General features: G+C 65.8%; 22 protein-coding genes. 1 reads left to right on the top strand and 21 read right to left on the bottom strand.

Translation table 11 applies throughout. From position 1 onward, the window contains the following. Genes M2D63_RS11675 through M2D63_RS11595 form a run of 17 tightly spaced genes read right to left on the bottom strand, consistent with a single transcriptional unit; the run spans position 1 to position 14,856 of the window. Positions 1–1,227, bottom strand: a complete 1,227-nt coding sequence (locus M2D63_RS11675; protein WP_285863075.1) for a beta-ketoacyl-ACP synthase — start codon at positions 1,225–1,227, stop codon at positions 1–3. After that, entirely contained in the window at positions 1,227–1,955 is a 729-nt protein-coding gene (gene fabG, locus M2D63_RS11670; protein ID WP_285863074.1) for a 3-oxoacyl-ACP reductase FabG, read from the bottom strand. The genes M2D63_RS11675 and fabG overlap by 1 nt, the downstream gene beginning before the upstream one ends. Further along, on the bottom strand, positions 1,948–2,418 hold the full coding sequence (locus M2D63_RS11665) for a hotdog family protein (RefSeq protein WP_285863073.1): 471 nt from the start codon (positions 2,416–2,418) through the stop codon (positions 1,948–1,950). Before M2D63_RS11665 ends, fabG begins: the two co-directional genes overlap by 8 nt. Further along, positions 2,415–3,614, bottom strand: a complete 1,200-nt coding sequence (locus M2D63_RS11660; RefSeq protein ID WP_285863072.1) for a beta-ketoacyl-[acyl-carrier-protein] synthase family protein — start codon at positions 3,612–3,614, stop codon at positions 2,415–2,417. The genes M2D63_RS11665 and M2D63_RS11660 overlap by 4 nt, the downstream gene beginning before the upstream one ends. Next, positions 3,611–4,117 (bottom strand): hypothetical protein, encoded by a 507-nt coding sequence (locus M2D63_RS11655; protein WP_285863071.1) that lies wholly within the window; start codon positions 4,115–4,117, stop codon positions 3,611–3,613. The genes M2D63_RS11660 and M2D63_RS11655 overlap by 4 nt, the downstream gene beginning before the upstream one ends. Further along, entirely contained in the window at positions 4,114–6,432 is a 2,319-nt protein-coding gene (locus M2D63_RS11650) for an MMPL family transporter (RefSeq protein ID WP_285863069.1), read from the bottom strand. The genes M2D63_RS11655 and M2D63_RS11650 overlap by 4 nt, the downstream gene beginning before the upstream one ends. Then, a complete protein-coding gene (locus tag M2D63_RS11645) occupies positions 6,422–7,024 on the bottom strand; it encodes an outer membrane lipoprotein carrier protein LolA (protein WP_285863068.1) in 603 nt (200 codons plus the stop codon). The genes M2D63_RS11650 and M2D63_RS11645 overlap by 11 nt, the downstream gene beginning before the upstream one ends. Next, the gene (locus tag M2D63_RS11640) at positions 7,021–7,446 is read right to left on the bottom strand and encodes a thioesterase family protein (protein WP_285863067.1); all 426 of its coding nucleotides are present in this window, start codon (positions 7,444–7,446) and stop codon (positions 7,021–7,023) included. The genes M2D63_RS11645 and M2D63_RS11640 overlap by 4 nt, the downstream gene beginning before the upstream one ends. Then, positions 7,439–8,983, bottom strand: a complete 1,545-nt coding sequence (gene hutH / locus M2D63_RS11635) for a histidine ammonia-lyase (protein WP_285863066.1) — start codon at positions 8,981–8,983, stop codon at positions 7,439–7,441. The genes M2D63_RS11640 and hutH overlap by 8 nt, the downstream gene beginning before the upstream one ends. Further along, positions 8,964–9,902, bottom strand: a complete 939-nt coding sequence (locus M2D63_RS11630; protein ID WP_285863065.1) for a glycosyl transferase — start codon at positions 9,900–9,902, stop codon at positions 8,964–8,966. Before M2D63_RS11630 ends, hutH begins: the two co-directional genes overlap by 20 nt. Next, entirely contained in the window at positions 9,899–10,633 is a 735-nt protein-coding gene (locus tag M2D63_RS11625) for a glycosyltransferase family 2 protein (protein ID WP_285863064.1), read from the bottom strand. The genes M2D63_RS11630 and M2D63_RS11625 overlap by 4 nt, the downstream gene beginning before the upstream one ends. After that, the gene (locus M2D63_RS11620) at positions 10,626–12,305 is read right to left on the bottom strand and encodes an acyl-CoA synthetase family protein (RefSeq protein ID WP_285863063.1); all 1,680 of its coding nucleotides are present in this window, start codon (positions 12,303–12,305) and stop codon (positions 10,626–10,628) included. The genes M2D63_RS11625 and M2D63_RS11620 overlap by 8 nt, the downstream gene beginning before the upstream one ends. Continuing rightward, positions 12,302–12,847, bottom strand: coding sequence for a hypothetical protein (locus M2D63_RS11615; protein WP_285863062.1), 546 nt, complete (start codon positions 12,845–12,847; stop codon positions 12,302–12,304). Before M2D63_RS11615 ends, M2D63_RS11620 begins: the two co-directional genes overlap by 4 nt. Next, on the bottom strand, positions 12,844–13,098 hold the full coding sequence (locus M2D63_RS11610) for an acyl carrier protein (protein ID WP_285863061.1): 255 nt from the start codon (positions 13,096–13,098) through the stop codon (positions 12,844–12,846). The genes M2D63_RS11615 and M2D63_RS11610 overlap by 4 nt, the downstream gene beginning before the upstream one ends. Before the next feature lie 9 nt (positions 13,099–13,107). Then, complete coding sequence (locus M2D63_RS11605; RefSeq protein ID WP_285863060.1) at positions 13,108–13,380, bottom strand: phosphopantetheine-binding protein; 273 nt, start codon at positions 13,378–13,380, stop codon at positions 13,108–13,110. Beyond that, on the bottom strand, positions 13,355–14,167 hold the full coding sequence (locus M2D63_RS11600; RefSeq protein WP_285863059.1) for a 1-acyl-sn-glycerol-3-phosphate acyltransferase: 813 nt from the start codon (positions 14,165–14,167) through the stop codon (positions 13,355–13,357). The genes M2D63_RS11605 and M2D63_RS11600 overlap by 26 nt, the downstream gene beginning before the upstream one ends. After that, entirely contained in the window at positions 14,143–14,856 is a 714-nt protein-coding gene (locus M2D63_RS11595; RefSeq protein WP_285863058.1) for a beta-ketoacyl synthase chain length factor, read from the bottom strand. Before M2D63_RS11595 ends, M2D63_RS11600 begins: the two co-directional genes overlap by 25 nt. Before the next feature lie 316 nt (positions 14,857–15,172). Here M2D63_RS11595 and M2D63_RS11590 point away from each other — a divergent pair, with 316 nt between their 5' ends. Further along, positions 15,173–15,946 (top strand): ParA family protein, encoded by a 774-nt coding sequence (locus tag M2D63_RS11590; RefSeq protein ID WP_285863056.1) that lies wholly within the window; start codon positions 15,173–15,175, stop codon positions 15,944–15,946. Here M2D63_RS11590 and trxC read toward each other — a convergent pair. The 4 genes from trxC to M2D63_RS11570 form a co-directional block, all read right to left on the bottom strand. Next, positions 15,943–16,377 carry a thioredoxin TrxC gene (gene trxC, locus M2D63_RS11585; protein ID WP_285863055.1) on the bottom strand — a complete coding sequence of 145 codons (435 nt, stop codon included), beginning with the start codon at positions 16,375–16,377 and terminating at the stop codon, positions 15,943–15,945. The two genes, M2D63_RS11590 and trxC, sit on opposite strands and share 4 nt — an antisense overlap. Before the next feature lie 102 nt (positions 16,378–16,479). After that, entirely contained in the window at positions 16,480–17,940 is a 1,461-nt protein-coding gene (gene selO, locus M2D63_RS11580; protein WP_285863054.1) for a protein adenylyltransferase SelO, read from the bottom strand. Positions 17,941–17,998: 58 nt separating this feature from the next. Next, positions 17,999–21,343: a mechanosensitive channel MscK gene (gene mscK / locus M2D63_RS11575; RefSeq protein ID WP_285863053.1), complete on the bottom strand. Its 3,345-nt coding sequence runs from the start codon at positions 21,341–21,343 to the stop codon at positions 17,999–18,001. A 40-nt stretch (positions 21,344–21,383) separates the two neighbouring features. Continuing rightward, positions 21,384–23,126, bottom strand: a complete 1,743-nt coding sequence (locus M2D63_RS11570; protein WP_285863052.1) for a potassium/proton antiporter — start codon at positions 23,124–23,126, stop codon at positions 21,384–21,386. Positions 23,127–23,251 lie beyond the last annotated feature (125 nt).

Genomic DNA, 23,251 nt, shown 5'->3' with positions numbered 1-23,251 from the left:
TCAGTGCCAGCGGCGGAAGATCAACGAGGTGTTGACGCCACCAAAGGCGAAATTGTTGTTCATCACGAACTCGTTGCTCAAGGTCCGCCAGGTGTTGCACAGGTAGTCCAGCTCGCCGCAACGCGGGTCGATGTCCACCAGGTTGAGGGTGTGCACGTAGCGGTCACTGTTGAGCATCTCGATGCTGAACCAGGACTCCAGCGCGCCACAGGCGCCCAGGGTGTGGCCCAGGAAGCTCTTTTGCGAGCTGATCGGCATGTGCGGGCCGAACAGGCTGCTGGTGGCCAGGGTTTCGGCGATATCGCCTTGCTCGGTGGCGGTGCCGTGGCCATTCACATAGCCGATGGCCTCGGGTGCCAGGCTGGCGTCTTCGAGGGCCAGTTCCATGGCCCGGCGCATGGTCACCTGTTCCGGGCGGGTGATGTGCTGGCCGTCGGCGTTGGTGCCGAAACCGACGATCTCGGCGTAGATGCGCGCGCCACGGGCCAGGGCGTGCTCCAGCTCTTCAAGCACCAGCATGCCGCCGCCTTCGCCGATCACCAGGCCGTCGCGGCCGCTGTCATAGGGGCTCGGGGTTTTGTTCGGGGTGTCGTTCTTCAGGCTGGTGGCGTACAGCGCATCGAACACCATGGCCTCGGTCGGGCACAGCTCTTCGGCACCGCCTGCGAGCATCAGGGGCTGGCGCCCGTACTTGATCGCCTCATAGGCGTAGCCGATGCCCTGGCTGCCGCTGGTGCAGGCGCTGGAGGTGGGAATCAGGCGCCCGGTGAGGCCGAAGAAGATGCTGATATTGGCCGCCGTGGTGTGCGGCATCATGCGCACATAGGAGTTGGCGTTCAAACCCTCGGAGACCGAGTTGGCCAGCATGTTGCCGAAGGTCTTCATCTCGTCGGTGCTGCCGGTGGACGAACCGCAGGCCACGCCCATGCGCCCGTCGCGAATCGACGGGTCGTCCAGCAGGCCGGCATCGCGCAGGGCGATCTCGGACGCCGCCACCGCCAGGCGCGAGACCCGGCCCATGCTGCGCAGTTGCTTGCGGGTCCAGGCGCCCGGCACCTTGAAGTCATCGATGGGACCGGCCAGGCGGGTGTTGAGTTCTTCGAAACGGTCCCACTCGTCCATGCGCCGGATGCCGCTGCGGTTGTCGGAGAAGTGGCCGGCGATGGTCTGCCAGTCGCTGCCCAGTGACGTGATACCGGCCATGCCGGTGACGACCACGCGTTTCATCAGCACAACCCCCCGTTGACCGCCAGGACCTGACGGGTGATGTAGGCGGCTTCGGCCGACATCAGGAAATTCACCGCGCCGGCGACTTCTTCCGGTGTGCCCAGGCGCTGCGCAGGGATCATCTTCAGCAGCTCGTCGACCGGCACCTGCTCGTCGAGCATGGCCGTGTCGATCAGGCCGGGCGCGACGCAGTTGACCGTGATCCGGCGCTTGCCCAGCTCGATCGCCAGGGCCTTGGCGGCACCGATCACACCAGCCTTGGAGGCGCTGTAGTTGACCTGGCCACGGTTGCCGATCAGCCCGGAGACCGAGGTGATGCAGACAATGCGCCCGGGGGCGCGCCGGCGGATCATCGGCATGATCAGCGGGTGCAGGACATTGTAGAAACCGTCGAGGTTGGTGCGCAGCACCTGGTCCCAGTCGTCTTCGCTCAGTGCCGGAAAGGCACCATCGCGGGTCAGGCCGGCATTGCACACCACACCGTAATAGGCGCCGTGCGCCTCGACATCCTCGGTCAGGAGGCTGGCGCAGGCGGCGCGGTCGGCGACATCGAACTGCAGCACACGCGCCTGCCGGCCCAGCGCCCGGACTTCGTCGGCCACGGCGTCGGCCTCGTTGCGCCCGCTGCGGCAGTGCAGGACCAGGTCGAAGCCGGCCTGCGCCAGGCGCAGGGCAATGGCCCGGCCAATGCCGCGGCTGGAACCGGTGACCAGGATGGTGTCAGTCATGGGAAGACTCCTCGGGACCCGACTCGGCCAGGTAGCTGGCAGGCTGCGGCGGGCGAAAAACGTTCAGGCGGGCCATGGCGTGGATGCCCGGGCCGTGCAGATGACATTCGAACACGCTCATGCCGCCCTCGTCTTCCAGTGAGCGCTGGGCATGGATGCGCAATTGGGCATCGACGGGGAAGTGCTCGACATTGCACTCGAACTTGCGCGTGCCGACGAGAAAACCCAGCTCCACCGGCTTGCCCTGCTGGCGGGCGTGGCAGCCGACAAAGGCCGCCACGCTCTGGGCCATCAGCTCGATACCGACCCAGGCCGGCAGGCTGCCGTCGGCACGGCTGAACAGGCCGCCAGGGCGGACGCTCAGGCGGGTGTGGATCTGCTCCTGGTCGAAAGCCTCGACCTGATCGATGAGGATCATGTCGCCGGCGTGGGGCAGCAGTTCGGCCAATGGCCAGGTGATCATGGGGTGTCTCCGAGAATCAGGCTGACATTGTTGCCACCGAAGGCGAACGAGTTGCTCATCAGGCGTCGCGGACCCTGGCCTGCCAGGCACTGGTTGGCAGCGGCCAGGTTCAGGCGTGGCAGCTGCGGGTCGTGCTCGCCGTCCCAGACATGCGGCGGCAGGTGCCCCCGGGCATTGTCGGCGGCCAGGATCATCCAGCAGAACGCGGCTTCCAGTGCACCCGCCGCACCCAGGGTGTGGCCGGTCATGGGCTTGCTCGAGGAGCAGGCCAGGGTGCTGCCGAACAGGGCATGGACGGCCAGGCTTTCCATGGCGTCGTTGTGCCGCGTGGCGGTGCCGTGCAGGTTCAGGTAGTCGATGTGCGCCGGTTGCAGACCTGCATTGTCCAGCGCCTTGGTCATCGCTTGCAAGGCGCCTCTGCCACCCGGTTCCGGGGCCGAGATATGGTGGGCGTCGGAGCTGGCGCCAGCGCCGAGCAGGGCGACGCTTGCACCCTCGCTGTTGGCCTCGCGAGTCATCAGGAACAGCGCGGCGGCTTCGCCGATGTTGATGCCGTTACGGTTGACCGAGAAGGGGTTGCAGCGCTGGCCGCTGACCGCCTCCAGGGCGCTGAAGCCGTTGAGCGTCAGCTTGCACAGGCTGTCGACACCGCCGCAGATCACCGCGTCGCAGACCCCGAGGTCAAGCAGGCGGCGGGCGCTCATCAGGGCGCGGGCGCCGGAGGTGCAGGCGGTGGAGATGACATAGGCCGGTCCGCTCAGTTGCAGCCAGTCGGCAAGGAAGTTGGCCGGTGCGCTGAGTTCCTGCTGGGCGTAGTCATAGCCGGGCGGGAAATGGTGCTCGCCCAGGTAATGGGCAATGGCGTCGCTGGCCTCGTGGATGCCCGAGGTACTGGTACCCAGGACGATGCCGACGCGATGGCGGCCATGCCGGGCAATGGCCTGGGCGATCTGCGGGGCAATCTGCAGGCAGGCTTCGTAGAGCAGCTGGTTGTTACGGCTATGGGACGCCTGCAACGCGCTCGGCAGGTCGAGCAGCGCGCCGGGCACAGCGGCCACCGGCAGGCGGCGCTCCGGCACCCAGCCGGCTTCCTCGCGCAGGCCAGAGCAGTCGCCGGCAAACAGCCTGCACGCAATCTCGGCCTGATCCCGTCCCAGGGCGCAGACCAGGCCCAGGGCGTTGAGAAAAGCAGTCATGGCGTGGTCTCGCGGGGCAGTGGGCTGACTTGATAACGCAGGCCCCGGGCAAGGTTCAAGGTGAAGTCGTCGGCGTGCCGATAATCGACCCGCCAGCGCTCGCCCAGCCAGCGTTGCTGGCCTTGTCGGCGGGCGTCGGGATAGAGGCGTTGCAGCTGATCGTCCGGGGCCAGGGCGAACAGCAGGGCGGCGAACAGTTCCCGGGCGGCGGGGTTGGGCGGCAGCAGGCCATCCGCTTGCCAGTGGTCTTCGACCAGTAGCTGGCGAGCCTGGGGAATTCCCAGCGGGTCGAGCAGCGAGAAGCGCAGGCTGGCCTGCTCCTGCTGGATCACCAGCAGCCAGTCCTGGCGCTGACCGGCCTGCTCGCGCTGGATGTGCAGCTGCATCGGCAGGCTGAGCGCGGGCTGCCGTTCAGGCAGGGGAGCTTGGCCTGCGCAGGCACTGAGCAGCGCCAGGGCAAGCATCAGCCACAGGCGTGCCTTGAACCATGGACGCGCACTCATCGGGAGACCTCCTTGTGCCCGCTGGCGGCCCAGGGCGCCAGGACAAAGCTGAAGGCCAGCCCGAGGCTGACCGCCAGGCCGAAATTGCTCACCGCAGGGGTGCTGGAGACTGCCAGCAGGCCGAACGACAACCAGGTGGTGCTGGCGGCCAGCAGGGTGCCGAGCAGGCTGACGGCGGCGCCACCGATCTGTTCGTGCATGAGGATGGCGTAGTCGACGCTGATGGCGGTGACCAGCAGCAGGCCGAACAGGCTGAACAGGGTCAGGGGTTGTCCCAGCCAGCCGAGGCTTGCCAGGCTGCACAGGGCGGCAAGCAGCGGCAGGGCGACAATACGCAGGGCACCGCCCAGGCCGAAGGGCAGGACCAGCAGCACTACGATCAGCGCGCAGGACAACAGCTTGAGTTCGGCGGCGCTGACCTGGGTGGCGGCGAACAGTCGATTCAGGTCGCCAAGGCGATCCACCAGTTGCACGCCTTGCAGGTCAGCGCCCTGCAGGCGCAACAGCGCCGCATCGTTCAGGCCCTGCAGGCTGACGATGGCGGCCACGCCTTCACCGTCGGCACCCAGCCACAAGGTGCGCCAGGGCTCGCCCAGAGGGCCGCTGAGGGCTTGATCGATATCCAGGGTGGGTAGCGCCAGCAGTCGGTCCAGCTCGGCCTGCAGCGCGCTCTGCGGGACGCCCAGGGCCAGTAGCGGCTGCCAGTGTTCGGACAGCGCCCGCAACGCTACCCGCGCCTGCTGCTGGTCAGCGGGGCTGGCGACAAACTGGTTGAGGGCCATGTAGCCCTTTAGTTTGCCGCTCTCGACCAGTGGGTCGAGGCGCTTGCCCAGGGCCTGCAGGCGTTCCAGCAACTGGCTCTGGTCGGCGCCGCGGACCAGGTAGAACTGGCTGGTCGGCTGGTAGCCGGTGATCCGCGCCACGGCCTGGGCCTCCTCGAGCAATTGCGCCGGGCTGGCAACCCACTGGCGAACGTCGTTGCGGCTGTCCAGCCGCCACAGGCCGGCGGCACAGAACAGGATCAGCACGCCGAGCAACAGCGGGCTGGGCACTTTGTTCAGCAATCTGAGGCGCAGCTCGACCAACCATTGCGCGACCTGCAAGGGCCAGTGCGACGGTCGCAGGTCGCTGCCCTTGAGCAGAGCCGGCAGCAGGCAGACGGCGCTCAGGTAGGCACCGAGCAGGCCGGCGGCGGAGAACACGGCGATCTGGGTCAGCGCCGGGAAGGGCGTGAAGGCCAGGGCCAGGTAGCCGATGCAACTGGTCACCAGGCTCAGGCTCAACCCCGGCAAGGTCAGGCGCAACGCCGGCCAGCTGTACCAGGGACGCAGGCTCCAGCTCTTGGACAGGTAGTGCAGCGGATAGTCCACGGCGACGCCGATCAGGCTCGAACCCAACACCAGGGTCATCACATGCATCTGGCCGAACAGCGCCACGCAGGCCACGGCACCGAACAGCATGCCGACCAGCACCGGCACGAAGGCCAGCAGCACGCGCAGGCGCCGGAATGCCAGCAGCAACAGCAGCAGGATGCCGACGCTGGCGCCGCCGCCGACCCAGGTGATTTCCTGGCTGGCCTGGCGCTGGCCGCTGGCGGCATACAGCAGGCCGCTGGCGGCCAGCAGGCGGGCACCGCCCTGGTCGGCCTGAAGACGACTGCTGGCGAGCAGGTCGGCCACTTGCAGCGGCAGTTGCATGTCGAAGGCGTTGCCCAGGGTACGGGCGCGCAGCAGGACCCAGTGCTGGCCGTCCGCTTCAGCCACCAGAGCGCCACTGGCGGTGTCCAGTTGTACTGACGCCGGTCGTGGCTGGCTGTTCTGGATGCGCCCGGTCAGGCCCAGCCAGTCGTCCTGGCTGGGTACCAGGCTGACCCCGGAAAAAGGATCGTAGAGGTTCTCGACGCGTTGCTCGATAAAGCCTCGGGGGTTGTCGACCAGACTCTTGCGGTCGGTACGCGAGAGCAGTGCCAGGCGCCCCTGCAGCAGTTGCTCGCGCACGGCCTGCAGGTCGGTCTGCAGGCTCCACTGGACCTTCTCGAACAGGCCGCTGGCCTGCCACTGCTCGCCCAGGTGGCGGGCCAGGTCAATAGCCTGCTCACGCTGGGGATGGCCGACCAGCACCAGCATCTCGCGGTTCAAGGGCTCCTGCATGCGCTGTTCGGCGCGCTGCACCAGGGGATCGTGGATGGCTCCGGGCACCAGCGTCATCAGGTCGGCAGACAAGGGCGCGGCGCGGTGCCACTGCCAGCCGGCCAGGGCCATGACCGCGACCAGCAACAGCAGAAACAGGCGCGGCCACCAACGCTCACTGGGCAAAGTCGCGGCGCTCCGTGTCGTTCAGACTGCCGGCGCTGCTGCTCGATGGCATGCGCAATACCGTGCTGTCGCCCTGGGTTTCCAGGAGCTGGATGCGTTCGACGAAGCGCCCGCCGTCGATATCGATCTGTTTGAACACCTGCTTGAGCAGCAGCGAGCGCGGCGTCAGGCGCAATTGCCAGTGCTGCGCATCGCCTTGCAGGCTGAGGTCGAAATCGCGCTGCAGACCACTGCTGTCGCCTTGCAGCACGGCGAAGAACAGACGGTTCTGCTGGCTGCCGGCGCTGTTGCCCGGCAGCGTCTGCCAGCCGTTGGGATCGCGGCGGGCAATGCCCTGGGCGTCGAGGCGGTAGTCCTGTTTCAGTGGGGTCTGCAACAGCCAGAGCAGGCCATGATCGCGGGCCAGGACAAACTCGCCCTTGCTGACCAGGGGCTGCGGCAGGGCGCGCAGGTGCTTTTCCTGGATGAACGGGCCCTTGATCACCGCCGGTTCACCCAGTTGTTTGCTCAGGTCGTCCAGGCCAAAGGCCTGGGCCAGGCCAGCGGCGGCCATAAGGGCCATGCACAGCAGGCTGCGCAGCAGGGTGATCATTCCAGCACCCTGGCCACGGCATCGAGCATCACCTGGGGCGAGGCCAGTTGCATCTCGCCACTGGTGATCTCCACCGCCACCTGCACGGTACTGGCGCGGGTCATGCGCTCACCGCTGACGGCATCGCTGATCAGGTAGTTGATCTTCAGGCGGTTCTCCCATTCCACCAGGCTGGCGCGCACGTTCAGGCGCTGGCCGAAGGTGGCGCCGCGGATGTAGCGCAACTGCAAGTCGATCACCGGCCACATGAAGCCCGAGGCCTGCATCTGCAGGTAGTTGTGGCCAAGCCGGTCGAGCAGCGCGCAGCGCGCCACCTCCAGGTATTTGACGTAGTGGCCGTGCCAGACCACCTGCATGCTGTCGACGTCGAAGAACGGCACCAGCACTTCGCAGTCGACGTGTACAACACCCTGACTACGCATGCAGCCTCCAGTGTTGTCCGGCGATACGTTCCAGGCACAGGCGCAGCTCACCTTCCAGGGCGCGGTCTTCGATGACTGGGGCGAAGTCTTCAAGCAGTTGCTCATGCATGGCGGCCAGCGCCGGTGGCAGGTCACGGGCATCGGCCTCACGACGGCGCAGCCAGACACCCTGGTTGGCGGCCAGCAAGGTGGCGGCGGCGACCTGTTCGGTCAGCTCCAGCACGCGCAAGGCATCGCGGGCGGCGATAGTGCCCATGCTCACCTTGTCCTGGTTGTGGCATTCGGTGGAGCGTGAGAACACGCTGGCCGGCAGGGTGTTTTTCAGGGCCTCGGCGGTCCAGGCGCTGGCTCCGATCTGCACGGCCTTGAAACCGTGGTTGAGCATGGCGCGCTCGGCGCTGGCGCCGGAGAGGTTGCTGGGCAGGCCATGGTTGTAGCGTTCATCCACCAGCAGGGCGAGCTGGCGGTCGAGCAGGTCGGCGACGTTGGCCACCAGGTTCTTCAGGCTGTCCATGGCGAAGGCGATATGCCCGCCGTAGAAGTGCCCGCCATGCAGCACGCGCCCGGCTTCGGCGTCGATGATCGGGTTGTCGTTGGCGCTGTTCAGTTCGGTCTCGATGAAGCCGCGCAGCCAGCCCAGGCTGTCGGCCAGGACGCCCAGCACATGGGGGGCGCAGCGCAGCGAGTAGCGGTCCTGCAGGCGGTGCAACGGCGCGGTCGGGGCATCGATGGCGAGGTCCTGGCGCAACCAGGCCGCCACCTGCATCTGCCCCGGGTGCGGCTTGGTGGCGAACAGGCGCTCGTCGAAGTGCTCGGGGTTGCCTTGCAGGGCGATGACATTGAGCGCGGTGATGCGTGTGGCCAGCTTGAGCAGGTAATCGGCGCGGGCGAAGGCCAGGCAGGCCAGGCCCGTCATCACCGCAGTGCCGTTCATCAATGCCAGGGCTTCCTTGGGCCGCAACACCAGCGGCTGCCAGCCCAGCTCGCGGTGGACATCGGCGGCCGAACGCCGCTCGCCGCGGTACATGACCTCGCGCTCACCGGACAGGGTCGCGGCGACATAGGACAGTGGCGTCAGGTCGCCGCTGGCGCCGACCGAGCCTTCCTGCGGAATCAGCGGCAGGATGTCGTGGGCGAGGAAGGCCTGCAGGCGTTCGAGCAGCTCGACCCGCACGCCGGAGACGCCATGACACAGCGACTGCAAGCGGGCGGCCAGCACGGCGCGGGTCGCCGGCGCATCGAGCAACTGACCCAGGCCGCAACCGTGGAAGGTATACAGGTGCCGGGGCAGCGCCTCGACATGTTCAAGCGGCACCGCGACCACGCAGGAGTCACCGTAGCCGGTGGTAACCCCGTAGATCACCCCTTCCTGGTCCAGCAGCGTGTCGAGGAACTGCGCGCCACGGGCGATGCGCGCACGGTACTGGCCATCGTCCTGGAGGCGGGCTTCGGCCTGGCCGTGGGCCAGGGCGAGGATGTCTTCGATCGCCAGCGGCGACTCGCCGAAGGTTACGGGATCATGGGGATGCATCGTCATCGGACTTCCAGAAAGGGTAGAAATTGAACCATTGCTGCGGTGCCTGCAGGCAATAGTGACCGAGGCGTTCGGCATAGCGGCCGGCCCAGTCGGCGATCACCTGGTCGCGCTGGCCGCGGCGCCATTCGATGGCCGGCGCGAAGGGTTCGAGGATCACCTGGTAGCGGCCGTGCTGCTTGAGGCAGAAGAACAGGTTGAGCGGGCACTTGAGCAGCCCGGCCAGCAGCCAGGGGCCCTGGGGCAAGGCGGCGCGGTGGCCGAGGAAATCCACCTCGACCGTCCGCGTACCCTGCAGCGGCACACGGTCGCCGGCAATCGCCAGCCATTCGCCACGGTCCAGGCGCTGGCTCAGCTGCAGCATGGTCGCCGGGTCCAGTTCGCTGACCTGGATCAGGCGCAGGTTGCTGGCCCCCGATTCGCCGAGCAGGCGGTTGAAGTGTTCGGCGTGACGGGTGTGCACCAGCACGTTCATGGTGACCCGCTCCCCCAGCTCGGCCAGGGCGCGGCAGACCTCAAGGTTGCCCAGGTGCGCACCGACCAGCATCTGCCCGCGTCCGCCATGCAATTGCGGGCGTAGCAGAGCCGGGTCGATCATCTCGACCTGCTCAAGGTCGAGCTTGCCGTTCCACACGTCGAGCTTGTCCAGCAGGGCATCGGCGAAGGCCATGAACTGGCCGAACACCCGCCGGTAGCTGGGGGCCAGGCTGGCTTGCCCGCTCCAGTCGGCCAGGTGTTGCTGGTACTGCCAGATACTGCGCCGCGCCCGGCCACCGAACAGGAAGAAGTACAGGACGATGCCATGCAGGACCGGGCTCAACACCCGCCGGCCGAGCAGCTTGATGCCCAGGGCGGTCAGTTTCATCAGCCAGAAGCTGCCGCGCTCCTGGTGCCCGGCCCAGTGCTGCTCAGCGTTGCTCATGCCAGCCACCGTCGCCAGAGGATCGCCGGGGCGCGCAGGAGCATGCCGACGAACAGCTTGGCGTGCATCTTCGAGATCAGCGCGTTGTCATGCACCAGGCGAAAGTGCGACAGCCCGTCCGCCGGGTAGTGCACCCGGGTCGGCAACCAGCGCATCGGCTGGTTGCGCCAGCTCAGGCGCACGAGGATTTCCGGGTCGAAGTCCATGCGCCGGCCGAGGTTGACCGAATCGATCAGCGCCAGGGTCGGTGGCAAGGGGTAGACCCTGAAGCCGCACATGGAATCGGGAATCTGCAGCGACAGGCTGTTGATCCACACCCACACGTGGGTCAGGTAGCGTGCGTACAGGCGGCCCTTGGGCACGCTGGCGTCGTACTGTGGATAACCGCAGATCAGCGCCTGAGGGTGTTCGCAGGACTGCTGCAGGAAGCGCTCGACATCGGCCAGGTCGTGCTGGCCGTCGGCATCCACCTGCAAGGCATGGCTGAAGCCAAGGCGCGCCGCTTCACGCAGTCCGGCCATGACCGCACCGCCCTTGCCCTGGTTGTGCGCCAGCGGCAGCAGGAACACATGCTCCTGTTCGGCCAGCTGGCGCAGCACACGTGCACAGGCCGGGCTGCTGGCGTCATCCACCAGCACGCAGGGCAGCCCGGCGGCGAGCAGCCCGGCCACCACGGCGGGCACGGCCTGCTCGTGGTTGTACACCGGAATCACCGCACAGGGCTTATTCACCGCTGGCCTCCAGCACGATGCGGCCACTGGAGCAGGGCACCCCGGCATTGCGGTAAGTGAAATAGAGCTTGCCGCGTTCGGCGTCGAAGCGCAGGGTCAGCTCCAGGGTGTCACCCGGGCGCACCAGGTGCTGGAACTTCAGCACTTCCATGCCGGCGAAGCGCCGTGGCCGATCGAGCAGCGCCTGGCCCAGTTCGATCGCCCAGTCGACCTGGACCACCCCGGGCAACACCGGTGTCTGTGGAAAGTGTCCGCTGAAGTAGGCCAGGTCTGCGGACACCGCCAGTTGCAGCTGCAGCTCAGCATCCTTGTGCTCGCGACTGATGACCTCCGGGCCCTTCGGGCGTGGCGCCAGCAACAGGGCCTCGACCTCGGCCTGGAGCACTTTGCCCTGGGCATTGAACGGCAACTGGCGCAGCAGTCGCCAGCGGCGCGGCAGGGCCAGGGCTTCGCAGTGCTGGCTCAAGTGCATACGCAACGCCTCGGTGACGGCACGTCGGCCCCGGTTGCGCAGGGCATGCAGCCCGGCGCTGGTGAGTACCAGCAAGGCCCCCAGCGAGGCGCGGTTTTCCTGGATCAGCGCCAGGCGCGAGTCTTCGACCCAAGGGTGGTCGAGCAAGGCCTTTTCCAGCATCGGCAGGGAGATGCGCTTTTCTTCCAGCTTGACGATGCGGTCCAGGCGACCGAGCAGGTGGAAACGACCATCCGCGGTGAACGCCACGGCGTCGGCACTCTGCTCGACATGGCCGGCCGGCAGGTAAGGCGATTCGATGCGCAGTGCGCCGTCTTCGTTCTGGCTCAGGCGCACCCCGGCAAAGGGCTGCCAGGGCTGGTCGGCCTGCCGCCAGGCAATGCCGCCGGTCTCCGAGCTGCCGAGGATTTCCGTTGGCCACTGCTGCAGGCGTTGCTGCAGGGCGCGTGCTGCGCTCAACGGCAGTTCGCCACCGGAAGAGAACACCCGTCGTACCCGGCTCAGGGCCGGCCAGTCGAGGTTGTCGCCCATGCGCTTGAGTAGCGCGGGGCTGGCGACCCAGGCAAAGGCCGGGTGTTCGCGGCTGGCCCGTTGCAGGTCTTCGGGAAACGGCAATTGGCGGCGCAGGAACGGTCGCCCGGCGCACAGCGGCCAGAGCACCCGGAACAGCAGGCCGTAGATGTGTTGGGTGGCCACACTGCCGATGATGCAGGCCTCACCCAGGTCTTCACCCCACAGCTGCTCCAGGGCCAGCACTTCATTGGCCAGTTGGCGCAGCTGCTTGTCGATACGCTTGGGTTCGCCGCTGGAACCGGAGGTGCACAGGCTCAGGTGGCAGTTGTCGAGGTCCAGGTCGGCGGCGGGCAGGGGGGCTTCGAACAGCGCTTGCAGCGACTGGTCCTGGGGCTGTTCGCTGATCCACAGGTCGACCTCGCCAAGCCAGCGCTGGCGGGTTTGCGCCTGCAGGTCCGCAGGCAGCAGCACTTGCACCCCGGCACGCCAGGCACCGAGCAGGGCCACGGCCAGCAGCCCGGCATCTTCCAGGTACAGGGCCAGGCGGCGCACGCCGCGCCGCTGCAGGCCGGCGGCCAGTTGCAGGGCTTGCCGGCTCAGATCGCTGTGGTCCAGCAACGGTGCCAGTGCCACCGGGCGCGCAGCCCCCGTGGGGTGCAGCAGTTGCTCAAGGTTCAGCCAGGTCATGAGCGTCCTCGCACGCGTTGTCTTACCCGCCATTCAACCGCGAACAGCAGGCCCATCAGGCCATAGGCGATCAAGCCGTTGTACAGGGTCCACCAGCTCAGCGGCGCCCACAGGGTCAAGGCGCCGGCGACCAGGCCATTGGCCAGGAAGAACAGGCACCAGACCTGGGTCACCTGCCGCGTGTAGCGGACGGCGGCGTCGGGCAGTTCAGGTTCGCGCAGGCGCGCCAGGCGCTCGACCAGTGGCGGCCCGAATTTAAGGCTCAAGCCGAACAGGCCGAGCATGAAGGTGTTGATCAGCACCGGGTACCAGCGCAGCCATTGCGGACTGTTGAACAGCGCCAGCAGGGCGCAGAACGCCAGGGCGGCCACGGCCATCCAGCGCCCACCGGGCTGCTGCGCCTGGCTCAAGGCGCGGCCCAGCCACAGCCCGCCGAGCAGCAGGGCGAATTGCCAGGGGGCAAAGTGGGCCATGCCGAAGTACACCGCAAACGGGTAGAGCAGACCGGCCAGGACCAGGCCGAGGCCGATCAGGCGTTTCATGCAGCAGCATTGACCAGGCGATGCACCGCCTCTACCACGTCATTGACGGTACGCACGGCCTTGAAATCCTCGGCGGAGATTTTCTTGCCGGTCTGGCGTTTGATGTGGTCGAGCAGGTCGACGGCATCGATGCTGTCGATTTCCAGGTCCTGGTACAGGTTCGAGGTCAGCTTGATGTCGTCGGGGTCCTGTTCAAACAGTTCGACCAGCGCATCGCGCAGGATGTTGAAGATGTCTTCGCGGGTTTGCATGGTGCTGTCTCAGGCTGCCTGTTTGGCGGTGACGAAAGCCGCAAGGCTGGCCACGCTGGTGAAGTGGTTGCGGGTGTCCTTGGCATCGGCGTCGATCTTGATGCCATAGCGCTTCTGGATCGCCAGGCCGAGCTCCAGGGCGTCCACCGAGTCCAGGCCCAGGCCTTCGCCGAACAGGGTCTGCTCGTCGTCGATATCCTGGGCGCTGATGTCCTCCAGGCCCAGGGCCTCGATGATCAGCAGCTTGATGTCACGGTTAAGGTCTTGCTGTGGAACGCTCATCTGTGGCGAGCTCCTTGGTGAAATACTGGTGCAGGTAATCGTTCAGCTTGCGCGAGGCCTGGGGCGCAGGCCCTTGGGCGGCGAACGCCTGGGGGTCGATATCCTCGCCGATCCGCAGGCTGAAATGCACGCGGCGTCGGGGAATCCGGTACCAGGGTTCGGCCTTGGTCAGGGTCGTGGGGCTGACCTTGATGGTCACTGGCGTGATGATTTTCGCACCGCGCAAGGCAATGGCGGCGGCGCCACGATGAAAGGCCAGGGCCTGGCCGGGCACGGTGCGGGTGCCTTCGGGAAAGATGACCAGGGTCTGGCCCGCCTGCAGGGCCTGGGCCGCAGTGTCGAGCATGGCCATGCTGCCATCGTTGCTGATGTATTGTGCCGCGCGCACGGGGCCACGGGTGAAGGGGTTGTGAAACAGGGTCTGCTTGACCACGCAGTTGGCCTGGCGCACCAGGCCGATGAGAAACACCACATCGATCAGCGACGGGTGGTTGGCAACGATCATCTGCCCGGGACGCCCGAGCCGCTCGGCGCCCTGCACCTCATAGGTGAGCACGCCGCTGCAGTACATGAAGCGAACGAACCGCCAGAACAGCCAACTGATGGTGTGCCGTGCCCGTTGACGATGGTGCAGGCGGTCACCGGGCAGGCAGGCCAGCAGCGGGAAAACCAGCACGCGCAGGCACAGGCTGCCGACGCCGAACAGCAGGAAGCTGCAGGCGGTGGCCAGCAGGCGCCAGTAGAAGGCGTCCCGTGGTCTGCTCAAGGCTTGTGTTGCCAGTTCCATGTACGGTTGTTCCAGCGATGGGTACAGGTGGTTTGGCCGCAGAGCAGGCTGCGCAACCAGTGCAGCGCATGCGGTTCATTGGCGACGGGCGCGGCGCCTTCGCTCAGGCTCAGCGTCCAGTCGTCACCGGGGGTCACTATCAGCCCCAGGGCGTAGTCGAACGGCACGTCCTTGACCCAGTCGTTGTAGGCCTGGGGCGGTCGTTCTTCGGTAATGATCAGCAACACGGCCGCAGCGCCCTCGTGCAACAGGCCGGCGGCTTCCAGCAGGCCGTGTTCGAAGCCGTCACCGGCAGCGGCCAGGGCGGTCATCTCGCAGGTCTCGCCGCGCATGATCGACCATAGGCCGATCACGGCATTGTGCACCGACAGGCTGAAGCGGGTAGGCGACAAGGGCTGCGCGTTTGCCAGGTCACTGAGGATGGCGAACGTGTGCGGTGTTTCTCCATGGCGGGAGATGAACACCAGCGGCAGGTCCTGCAGTCCTTCGGCCAGCGGCCAGCCCACGGCGAACGCCATTCTTGCCAGGTGGCTCAGGCGACGGCGTTGCATGGCGGGCAAGAACGACACATCCGGCGCCGCATCGCCTGGCTCGAAGGGTTGGCGCGCCTGGCTCCAGCCCTGCCAGTCGGCGGCCGACTGCAGGCCGGGCGCCCACGCCCGCCATTGGCTGATATTGAAGGTGATCACAATACTCGTTTCCCGCCCTGAAGGACTGCCTTGCCGAGGGTGTGACTCGGGCTTCACGACCTGACAGGGGTTGGCGCAGTCGCCGAGTGGCGCGCATTATCCCGGTGACGTGGGTACGTAGCAAATGGTGGATACAAGGATCCCGATCTGTAAAAGACCTCCAGCCACAGGATTTGTCAGACAGTTCTGCAATTTTCCGACATACGGCGGTAAACGGTTGTCGGTCGTTTCTCTGGCAACTTGAGCCAGACGGTGCTGGTCAAGCCGGGGCCAGCCCCACATACTCGGACCTTCCCTGACACACGGAGGTCTTTCCATGCGGCGCGTGGTGTTCAATCAGAAAGGTGGTGTGGGTAAGTCGAGCATTGCCTGCAACCTGGCGGCGGTGAGTGCCAGTGAAGGCTATCGGACCCTGTTGATCGACCTGGATGCCCAGGCCAACTCGACCCAGTACCTCACCGGACTGACCGGCGAAGACATTCCCATGGGCATTGCCGATTTCTTCAAGCAAACCCTCTCCACCGGGCCGTTCGCCAAGAAGAACAAGGTCGACATCTACGAAACCCCGTTCGACAACCTGCATGTGGTGACGGCCACGCCCGAGCTTGCCGACCTGCAGCCCAAGCTTGAGGCCAAGCACAAGATCAACAAGCTGCGAAAGCTGCTCGACGAACTGGACGAAGACTACGACAGGATTTACCTGGATACCCCGCCTGCCTTGAACTTCTATGCGGTTTCTGCGTTGATCGCCGCTGATCGTGTGCTGATCCCCTTCGACTGCGACAGCTTTTCCCGCCAGGCGCTGTATGGCCTGCTGGCCGAGATCGAAGAGCTCAAGGACGATCACAACGAAGACCTGCAAGTCGAAGGCATCGTCGTCAACCAGTTCCAGGCCCGTGCCAGCCTGCCCCAGCAGATGCTCGACGAGCTGCTGGCCGAAGGCTTGCCGGTGCTGCCGGTGTACCTCAACAGTTCGGTGAAGATGCGTGAATCACACCAGGCCAACCTGCCGCTGATTCACCTTGAACCGCGCCACAAGCTGACCCAGCAGTTTGTCGAGTTGCACGCGCTGCTCGAAGAAAACGCCTAGATCCCCTGGCTGCGCAGCCACTCCAGCAGTTGCTGGAGTGGGAATGCACCACTTTGGCGCGCCACTTCCCGGCCGTTCCTGAGCAGGATCAGGCTGGGAATCGAGCGAATGCCCAGTTGTCCCGAAAGTTGCGCATTGGCCTCGCTGTCCAGCTTGGCCAGGCGGCAGCGTCCGCCGAGCTGGCTGGCGGCCTGCTCGAAGATCGGCGCGAACGACTTGCACGGCCCGCACCAGTCGGCCCACACATCGATCAGCAACGGCAGGTCGCCCTTGATCTGGCTGGCGTAGTCGCCTTGCTTGAGTTCGAAGGGTTTATCCAGCAGTACCGGGCTTTTGCAGCGGCCGCATTTGGGCGCGTCGCCCAGGCGGTCGGCGGGGATGCGGTTCAGGCCGTTGCACTGGGGGCAGGGGATTACTAATGGATCGGTCATTGGTACTCCAGGGTTGAAGGTGGGTGTAGGAGCGGGCTTGTCCCGCGAGGGGGCGGTGCGTTCAATCGCGGGACAAGCCCGCTCCTACACGTGTGGGGCGGCTTACGACGAGCAACTGATCTCCAGATGCTTGCCCCACTCCGGTGGGCGCTCGGCATAGGCTTCCATCCCCGGCTGTTCTTCGAACGGCTTGCACAGCACCTGGTGCAGGCGCCGTACTTCTTCGTAGTCACCGCCCTCGGCCGCTTCGATGGCGCGCTGGGCCAGGTAGTTGCGCAGGATGTACAGCGGGTTGACCGCATGCATGCGCTCGCGCCGGCCCTGGGCGTTGTCGGGCTCGCGGGCCAGGCGCGCCAGGTAGTCCTGCGACCAGCGGTCGAAACCGGCCAGGTCGACAAAATCGTCGCGCACCACATGCAGTGCCTGTTCGGCCGGTTGATCGCCAAGCTTGCGGAAGAACAGGGTGTAGTCGACGGCACCCTGTTGCATCAGTTGCAGCAGGCGTTCGATCAGGGCCTTGTCGTCCGCTTCGGCCTGGGTCAGGCCCAGACGCAGGCGCATCAGGTGCAGGTAGTGGGCTTCATACAACGGCAGGAACAGGGCCAAGGCTTCCTTCAGGGCTTCGACACTGATGAACGGCGTCAGGGCCTGGGCCAGGGCGCTGAGGTTCCAGTGGGCGATGGGCACCTGGTTGCTGTAGCTGTAGCGTCCGCTGTCATCGGAGTGGTTGCAGATGAAGTTGGCATCGAAATCGTCGAGGAAGGCGAACGGGCCGAAATCGAAGGTGATGCCCAGGATCGACATATTGTCGGTGTTCATCACCCCATGGCAGAACCCGTAGGCCTGCCACAGGGCGATCAGTTCGGCGTTCGCCTCGACGATCTGGCGGAACATGGCCAGGTAAGGCTCGGGCTCGTTCCGGCACTCGGGAAAATGCAGGTTGAGCACATGCTCGGCAAGGATCCGCTGCTGTTCGGGCTGGCGCGTGTAGTAGAAGTACTCGAAGTGGCCGAAACGTACGTGGCTCGGGGCCAGGCGCAGGAGCATGGCGGCACGCTCCTGGGTTTCGCGCCACACCGGGGTGCTGGAGCCGATCACGCACAGTGCGCGGCTGCTGGGGATGCCCAGGGCCTGCAGGGCTTCGGAGGCGAGGAACTCGCGGATCGAGGAGCGTAGCACGGCGCGTCCGTCGCCCATGCGCGAGTAGGGTGTCTCGCCGGCGCCTTTGAGGTGCAGGTCCCAGTACTCGCCGGCGTCGTTGCGTACTTCACCCAGCAGCAGGCCACGGCCATCACCCAGGCGCGGGTTGTAGGAACCGAACTGATGCCCGGAATAGACCATCGCCCGTGAGTCGGCCTCGCTCCACAGCTTGTGGCCGCCGAACAGCTCGGCGAACACCGGCGACTGCGCTTCGGTCGGTTCCAGGTCGAGCAGGGCCATGGCCGCCTCGCTGACCACCACCAGGCGGGGGTCGGCGATCGGGTCAGGCAGTACCTGGGTTGAGAAGGCATCGCCCAGGCGGGCGAAGCGGTTGTCGAAGGTCAGTTCGTCGAGGGCTTTCAACGGCCATCTCCTGGAGAAAACCTGAGTATTCTGCAAGGGTATGGCCGTTGGCGTCCAGTCAGGCCTGCTTGCCCGGCTTCTGCTCACCTGGCTTGAACTCGTCGGGGGCAGGCAGCACGGTCTTGTCCAGGCTTTCTACCGGAACCATCTTGTACTCCTGGCCCTGCATGTTCTTCAGGTAGATCTCCATCTGCCGGAACGAGATGTTGATGTGCTGCTTCTTGAACTCTTTGTTGATGTAGCGGTTGATCTCGTCGAGCACCGGGTTGCGGTCGCCCAGGTCGCGTACGTGCATGCGCAGTTCGTGGTCCAGGGTGCTTTCGCCGAAGTTGAGGAAGTAGACAATCGGCGCCGGTTCCTTGAGGACCCGCGGGTTGTCGTTGGCGGCCTTGAGCAGCAGGGTGCGCACCAGGTCCAGGTCCGAGCCGTAGTCGACGCCGAGCTTGAGGGTGACCCGGGTGATGGTGTCGGTCAGCGACCAGTTGATCAGTTGCCCGGTGATGAAAGTCTTGTTCGGGACGATGATGTCCTTGCGATCGAAGTCGGTGATGGTGGTGGCGCGGATGCGGATCTTGCTCACCGTGCCGGACAGGTTGCCGATGGTGATGGTGTCGCCGATCCGTACCGGACGCTCGAACAGGATCATGATGCCGGAGATGAAGTTGGCGAAGATTTCCTGCATGCCGAAGCCCAGGCCGACCGAGAGCGCGGCCACCAGCCATTGCAGCTTGTCCCAGCTGACCCCGAGGGCCGACAGGGTGGAGACGAAACCGACCCCGGCGATCACGTAGGACAGCAGCGTGGTGGTGGCGTAGGCACTGCCCTGGGCCAGGTTCAGGCGCGAAAGCACCAGGACTTCGAGCAGGCCGGGCAGGTTGCGGGCCAGGGCAATGGTAATGCCGATGATCACCAGGGCGCCGAGCACGTCGCGCAGGCTGATCGGCACCATGCTCATGGCTGCGCCGGTGCCACTGGTGTACTCGTACAGGGTGATGTTGTCGAGGTAGTCGAACACACTGATCAGGTCGGACCAGACCCAGTACAGCGCGGCGATGAAGCCGCCGAGCAGGGCCAGGCGGATCAGGCGCAGGGACTGCTGGTTGACCTGTTCGATGTCCAGGGTCGGTTCTTCGACCACTTCGCCATCCAGGCCTTCCTTGACCGCCTGGCGCTTGCTCAGCGCCCGCTGGTAGGCCAGGCGCCGGGCCGCCACGGCCAGGCCGCGAACGAAGGCCGCCTCGATCACCAGCCAGAACAGCAGCAGGTACAGGGTGTCGATGAGGCGGTCGGTGAGCTTCAGTGCGGTGTAGTAGTAGCCGAAGCACACGGCGATGAACAACGCCACCGGCAGGATGGTGAAGGCCACGCCCACCGCCTTGCGGAACAGCGAGGTGTTCTGGTGGGTCGGGCTGCTCAGCAGCAGGCGGCTGAGCAACCAGGCCATCAGGGCATAGCAGGTCAGTACCACGCCGATGCCCAGCACGTCATCGGCCAGGGCCGACGGCTGATGCTCGGCCACCGCCACCACGCCGACCAGGGCCAGGACCACGGTGCCCAGGCGACGGATCCAGCCACGCAGGAATTCGACCTGGGGTTTTTCCCAGCGGAAATGCAGCTCTGCCACACCTCCCGGCGCAAGGATCCGGTAGGCGGTGTAGAACACCAGCCAGGCCTGGGCGACTTGCAGCAGGGCGGCGCCGAGGTTGGCGTTCTGGCCGCGGGCGTCGATCTGCAGGGCCAGGCCGCACAGGGCCAGGCCGATGCTCAGGGGCATGGCCAGGAGGATGTTGATCAGGATCGCCTGGGGCGTGTGCCACTGGCTGTCACGCTTGAAGTGGCCGACATCCTGGTGAACCTTGCTCAGGCGGCCATAGAGGTATTTGCGCCTCCACAACAGGGCACCGATCAGCAGCAGCCACGGCAAGAACAGCAGCGGGCGCTGGGCCAGGCCGTCGGCCAGTTCCTTGATACCTGCCCCCCAGGGCAGGCTGGCCACCTGCTTCTGCAAGCGCTCGGGGACGGTGCGCAGCCATTCCAGCTCCAGCGGCTTGTTGCTCGGGATCCAGAACATCTGCTCGTCGAGGGTGGTGCGCAGGCCCTGGGCGGTGCTCAGCAGTTGCTTCTGGTTCAGCTGCAGGGTGATGGATTCATTGAGCAAGGCGCTCAGTTCGCGGTTGAGCCGCTCCAGCAGGTCGCTGCGGGTGATGGCTACTTCCAGCAGGGCCTTGCGCAGCTCCGGGGTGACGTTTTCCTGCGGCTGGTTGAGCAGCAGTTTGTCCACGTAGTTGCTCGGGCTGCTGATCTGCTCGCGCTGCTGGTTGACCTCGAACTGGTACAGGCGGATGTCGGCGATCTGGTCGGCCAGGTCGCGGTCGAGCCTCAGGTGCGGCAAGGCCTGCTTCTGCTTGTAGAGGATCTTGGACAGCAGCAGGCTGCCCTTGAGCACGCTGATCTGCTCGTCCAGCGCCTGGTCGGCCTGGGTCAGGCTGTCCAGTTGCTGCTTGGTCTTGAGGTTCTGCTGGGTCAGTTCGTTGAGGCGGTCGGTGCTGCGCAGCAGGTAGTCGGAGAGTTTCAGGTTGGCCGCGCTTTCAGTGGCGAGCAGGGTGCTGCCGCCGGCCTTCTGCGCTTCCAGGGATTGTTCGGTGACGGTCTGCTGGGACTGGGCCAGGCGCTTCTGGTTGATCAGCGTCTGCAGGTCCTGGATTTCCTGCTCCATGCGCGCGGCGCGCTCGATCAGCAGGTCATGCTGGCTGTTGCCCAGGTCTTGCAGCAGGCTGTTGCCGGCCAGCTCCTGGCGGCGCAGCAGGGTCACGGCATTGATCGCCGCCAGTTCGGCATTGAGCTGGTTGCGCTGATCGGCGCTCAGCGGCTTGCCGGCTTCCTTGCCCAGCTTGAGGCTGGTGTTGATCTGCTGGGCGCGGGTCTGGTTGGCGCTGATTTCGGCCTGGGCGCGCTCCGGGCGGGTCTGCGAGGTGATGGTCAGGCTATTGGCTTCGGACAGCGCCTTTTGCAAATCGCTTTGCTGGGTGGTGCGCTCGGTCAGCATCTGCTCCAGCTGCGGCACGCTCAACGCGGCATAGCGCTGGGCCACGGGGATCACCTTGCTGTCGTTGAGCTTGGCCAGTTCGCGCTGGTTTTCGCTGGTCTGGCGCGGCGCGTCATTGAGCTGCAGCTTGAGCGCGGCGAGCTTTTTCTCGGCGTCTTCCTTGCTACTGAGGAAGGTCAGGGTCTGTTGCAGAACCTGCTGCAGGGCCTTTTGCTCGGCCTCTGGCAGCTTGCGCTCGGCAATCTTGTCGAGGCTGGCCTGGACCGACGCACTGGTGGGCGGCTCGGCCGCATAGGCGAAGGAGAGTGACAGGCACAGCCCGAGCAGGGCTGCGCAAACATAGACGCGCAGGGACATAGGCAGACAGTTCTTTGCAGAAGGAAGCGAAGTTCAAAGTTTAAAGGAACAACCCGGGGCCGGGTCGAGTACCTTCGGGGAATTTGACGCCCACTTTGAGGATCTTGTTCCCTTCCATCACTGCCACCGTCCATAGTGTGTTGTTCCATTCGATCTGGTCGCCGACCACCGGCGCGCCGCCAACCTTCTGCGCAATGAAGCGACTGAGTGGCGTGTGCGGGTCCTGGCCGTCGAGCTGTAAACCGTACAACGCCGCTACAGCCCCCAGTTCTGCGTCACCTTCGAGCACGAAGTCACCAAAGAAGCGCAGGTCCAGGCCGCGTTGCGGCGCCTGGCTGAACAGCTTGCCGAGGGCCGGCAGGTTGTGTTCGTGACCGATGACGCACAGCAGGTCATCGACTTCCAGGGTGGTACTTCCCGACGGATGGAGCAGTTGCTGGCCGCGAAACAGGGCGGCGATGCGGGTGCCTTCGGGCATTTTCAGCTCGCGCAGGGCTGCGCCGATGCACCATTTTTCCGCACCCAGGCGATAGACGAACAGTTCCCACTCGCTGGTGATGTGCACTTCCAGGGCCGAGCGGGAGATCGGCGCCGGGTCCGGCGGCACCGTCACCTTGAGCAATTTGGCCACCCACGGCAGGCTGGTGCCCTGCACCAGCAGCGAGACCAGGACGATAAAGAACGCCAGGTTGAAGAACAGCTGGGCGTCGGGCAGGCCGGCCATCAGCGGGAACACCGCCAGAATGATCGGTACCGCGCCGCGCAGGCCGACCCAGGAGATGAAGGCTTTCTCGCGCCCGTGGAAGGCCCTGAACGGCAACAGGCTGGCGACCACCGACAGGGGCCGGGCCACGATGATCATCCACAGCGCCAGGCCCAGCGCCGGCAGGGCGATCGGCAGCAGGTCGTGGGGGGTGACCAGCAGGCCGAGGACCAGGAACATGCCGATCTGTGCCAGCCAGGCCATGCCGTCGAGCATGTGCAGGATGCCGTGGCGGCTGCGGATCGGCCGGTTGCCCAGCACCAGGCCGCACAGGTACACGGCCAGGAAGCCGCTGCCATGCAGGGCGTTGGTCAGGGAGAACACCACCAGGCCGCCGGCGATCACCAGGATCGGGTAAAGGCCGCCGGCCAGGTTGATGCGGTTGACCAGTTGCAGCATCAGCCAGCCACCGCCCAGGCCCAGCAGGCCACCGATGCCGAACTCGCGCAGCAGGTGGGTGAGCAGGCTCCAGTGCAGGCCGGTCTGGCCGCTGGCGATCATGTCGATCAGGGTGACGGTGAGGAATACCGCCATCGGGTCGTTACTGCCTGACTCGATTTCCAGGGTGGCGGTCACCCGCTCGTTGAGGCCTTTGCCACCGAGCAGGGAGAACACCGCCGCGGCGTCGGTGGAGCCGACGATGGCGCCGATCAGCAGGCCCTGGATCAGGCTCAGGTCGAACAGCCAGGCGGCGACCATGCCGGTCAGGCCGGTGGTGACCAGCACGCCCAGGGTGGCCAGCGACAAGGCCGGCCACAAGGCCACGCGGAAACTCGCCACCCGAGTGCGCAGGCCGCCGTCGAGCAGGATCACCGCCAAGGCCAGGTTGCCCACCAGGTAGGCGGTCGGGTAGTTGTTGAAGATGATGCCGCCACCGTCCACGCCGGCGAGCATGCCGACGGCGAGAATGATGACCAGGATCGGGATGCCCAGTCGTGAAGACAATGAGCTGACCAGAATACTTGCACCTACCAGCAATGCGCCGATCAAGAACAGGCTATTGATGGTGGACGCATCCAAAGGCAGTACTCCGGGGAAAAGCAGGAAGGGGCGGCGTGCTGTCGATAAGCAGGGCGCGTGCCAAAGATTCTAACCTGAGGGGTTGGCGGGCTGTAAAGGGTTAATCGCGGGCACAAAAAAGGCAC

Origin of the sequence: Pseudomonas sp. BJa5 (genome assembly GCF_030272875.2) — a bacterium.
Lineage (GTDB): Bacteria > Pseudomonadota > Gammaproteobacteria > Pseudomonadales > Pseudomonadaceae > Aquipseudomonas.
The sequence above is the reverse complement of the archived record's forward strand: the minus strand, read 5'-3'. Positions and strand labels throughout refer to the sequence as shown.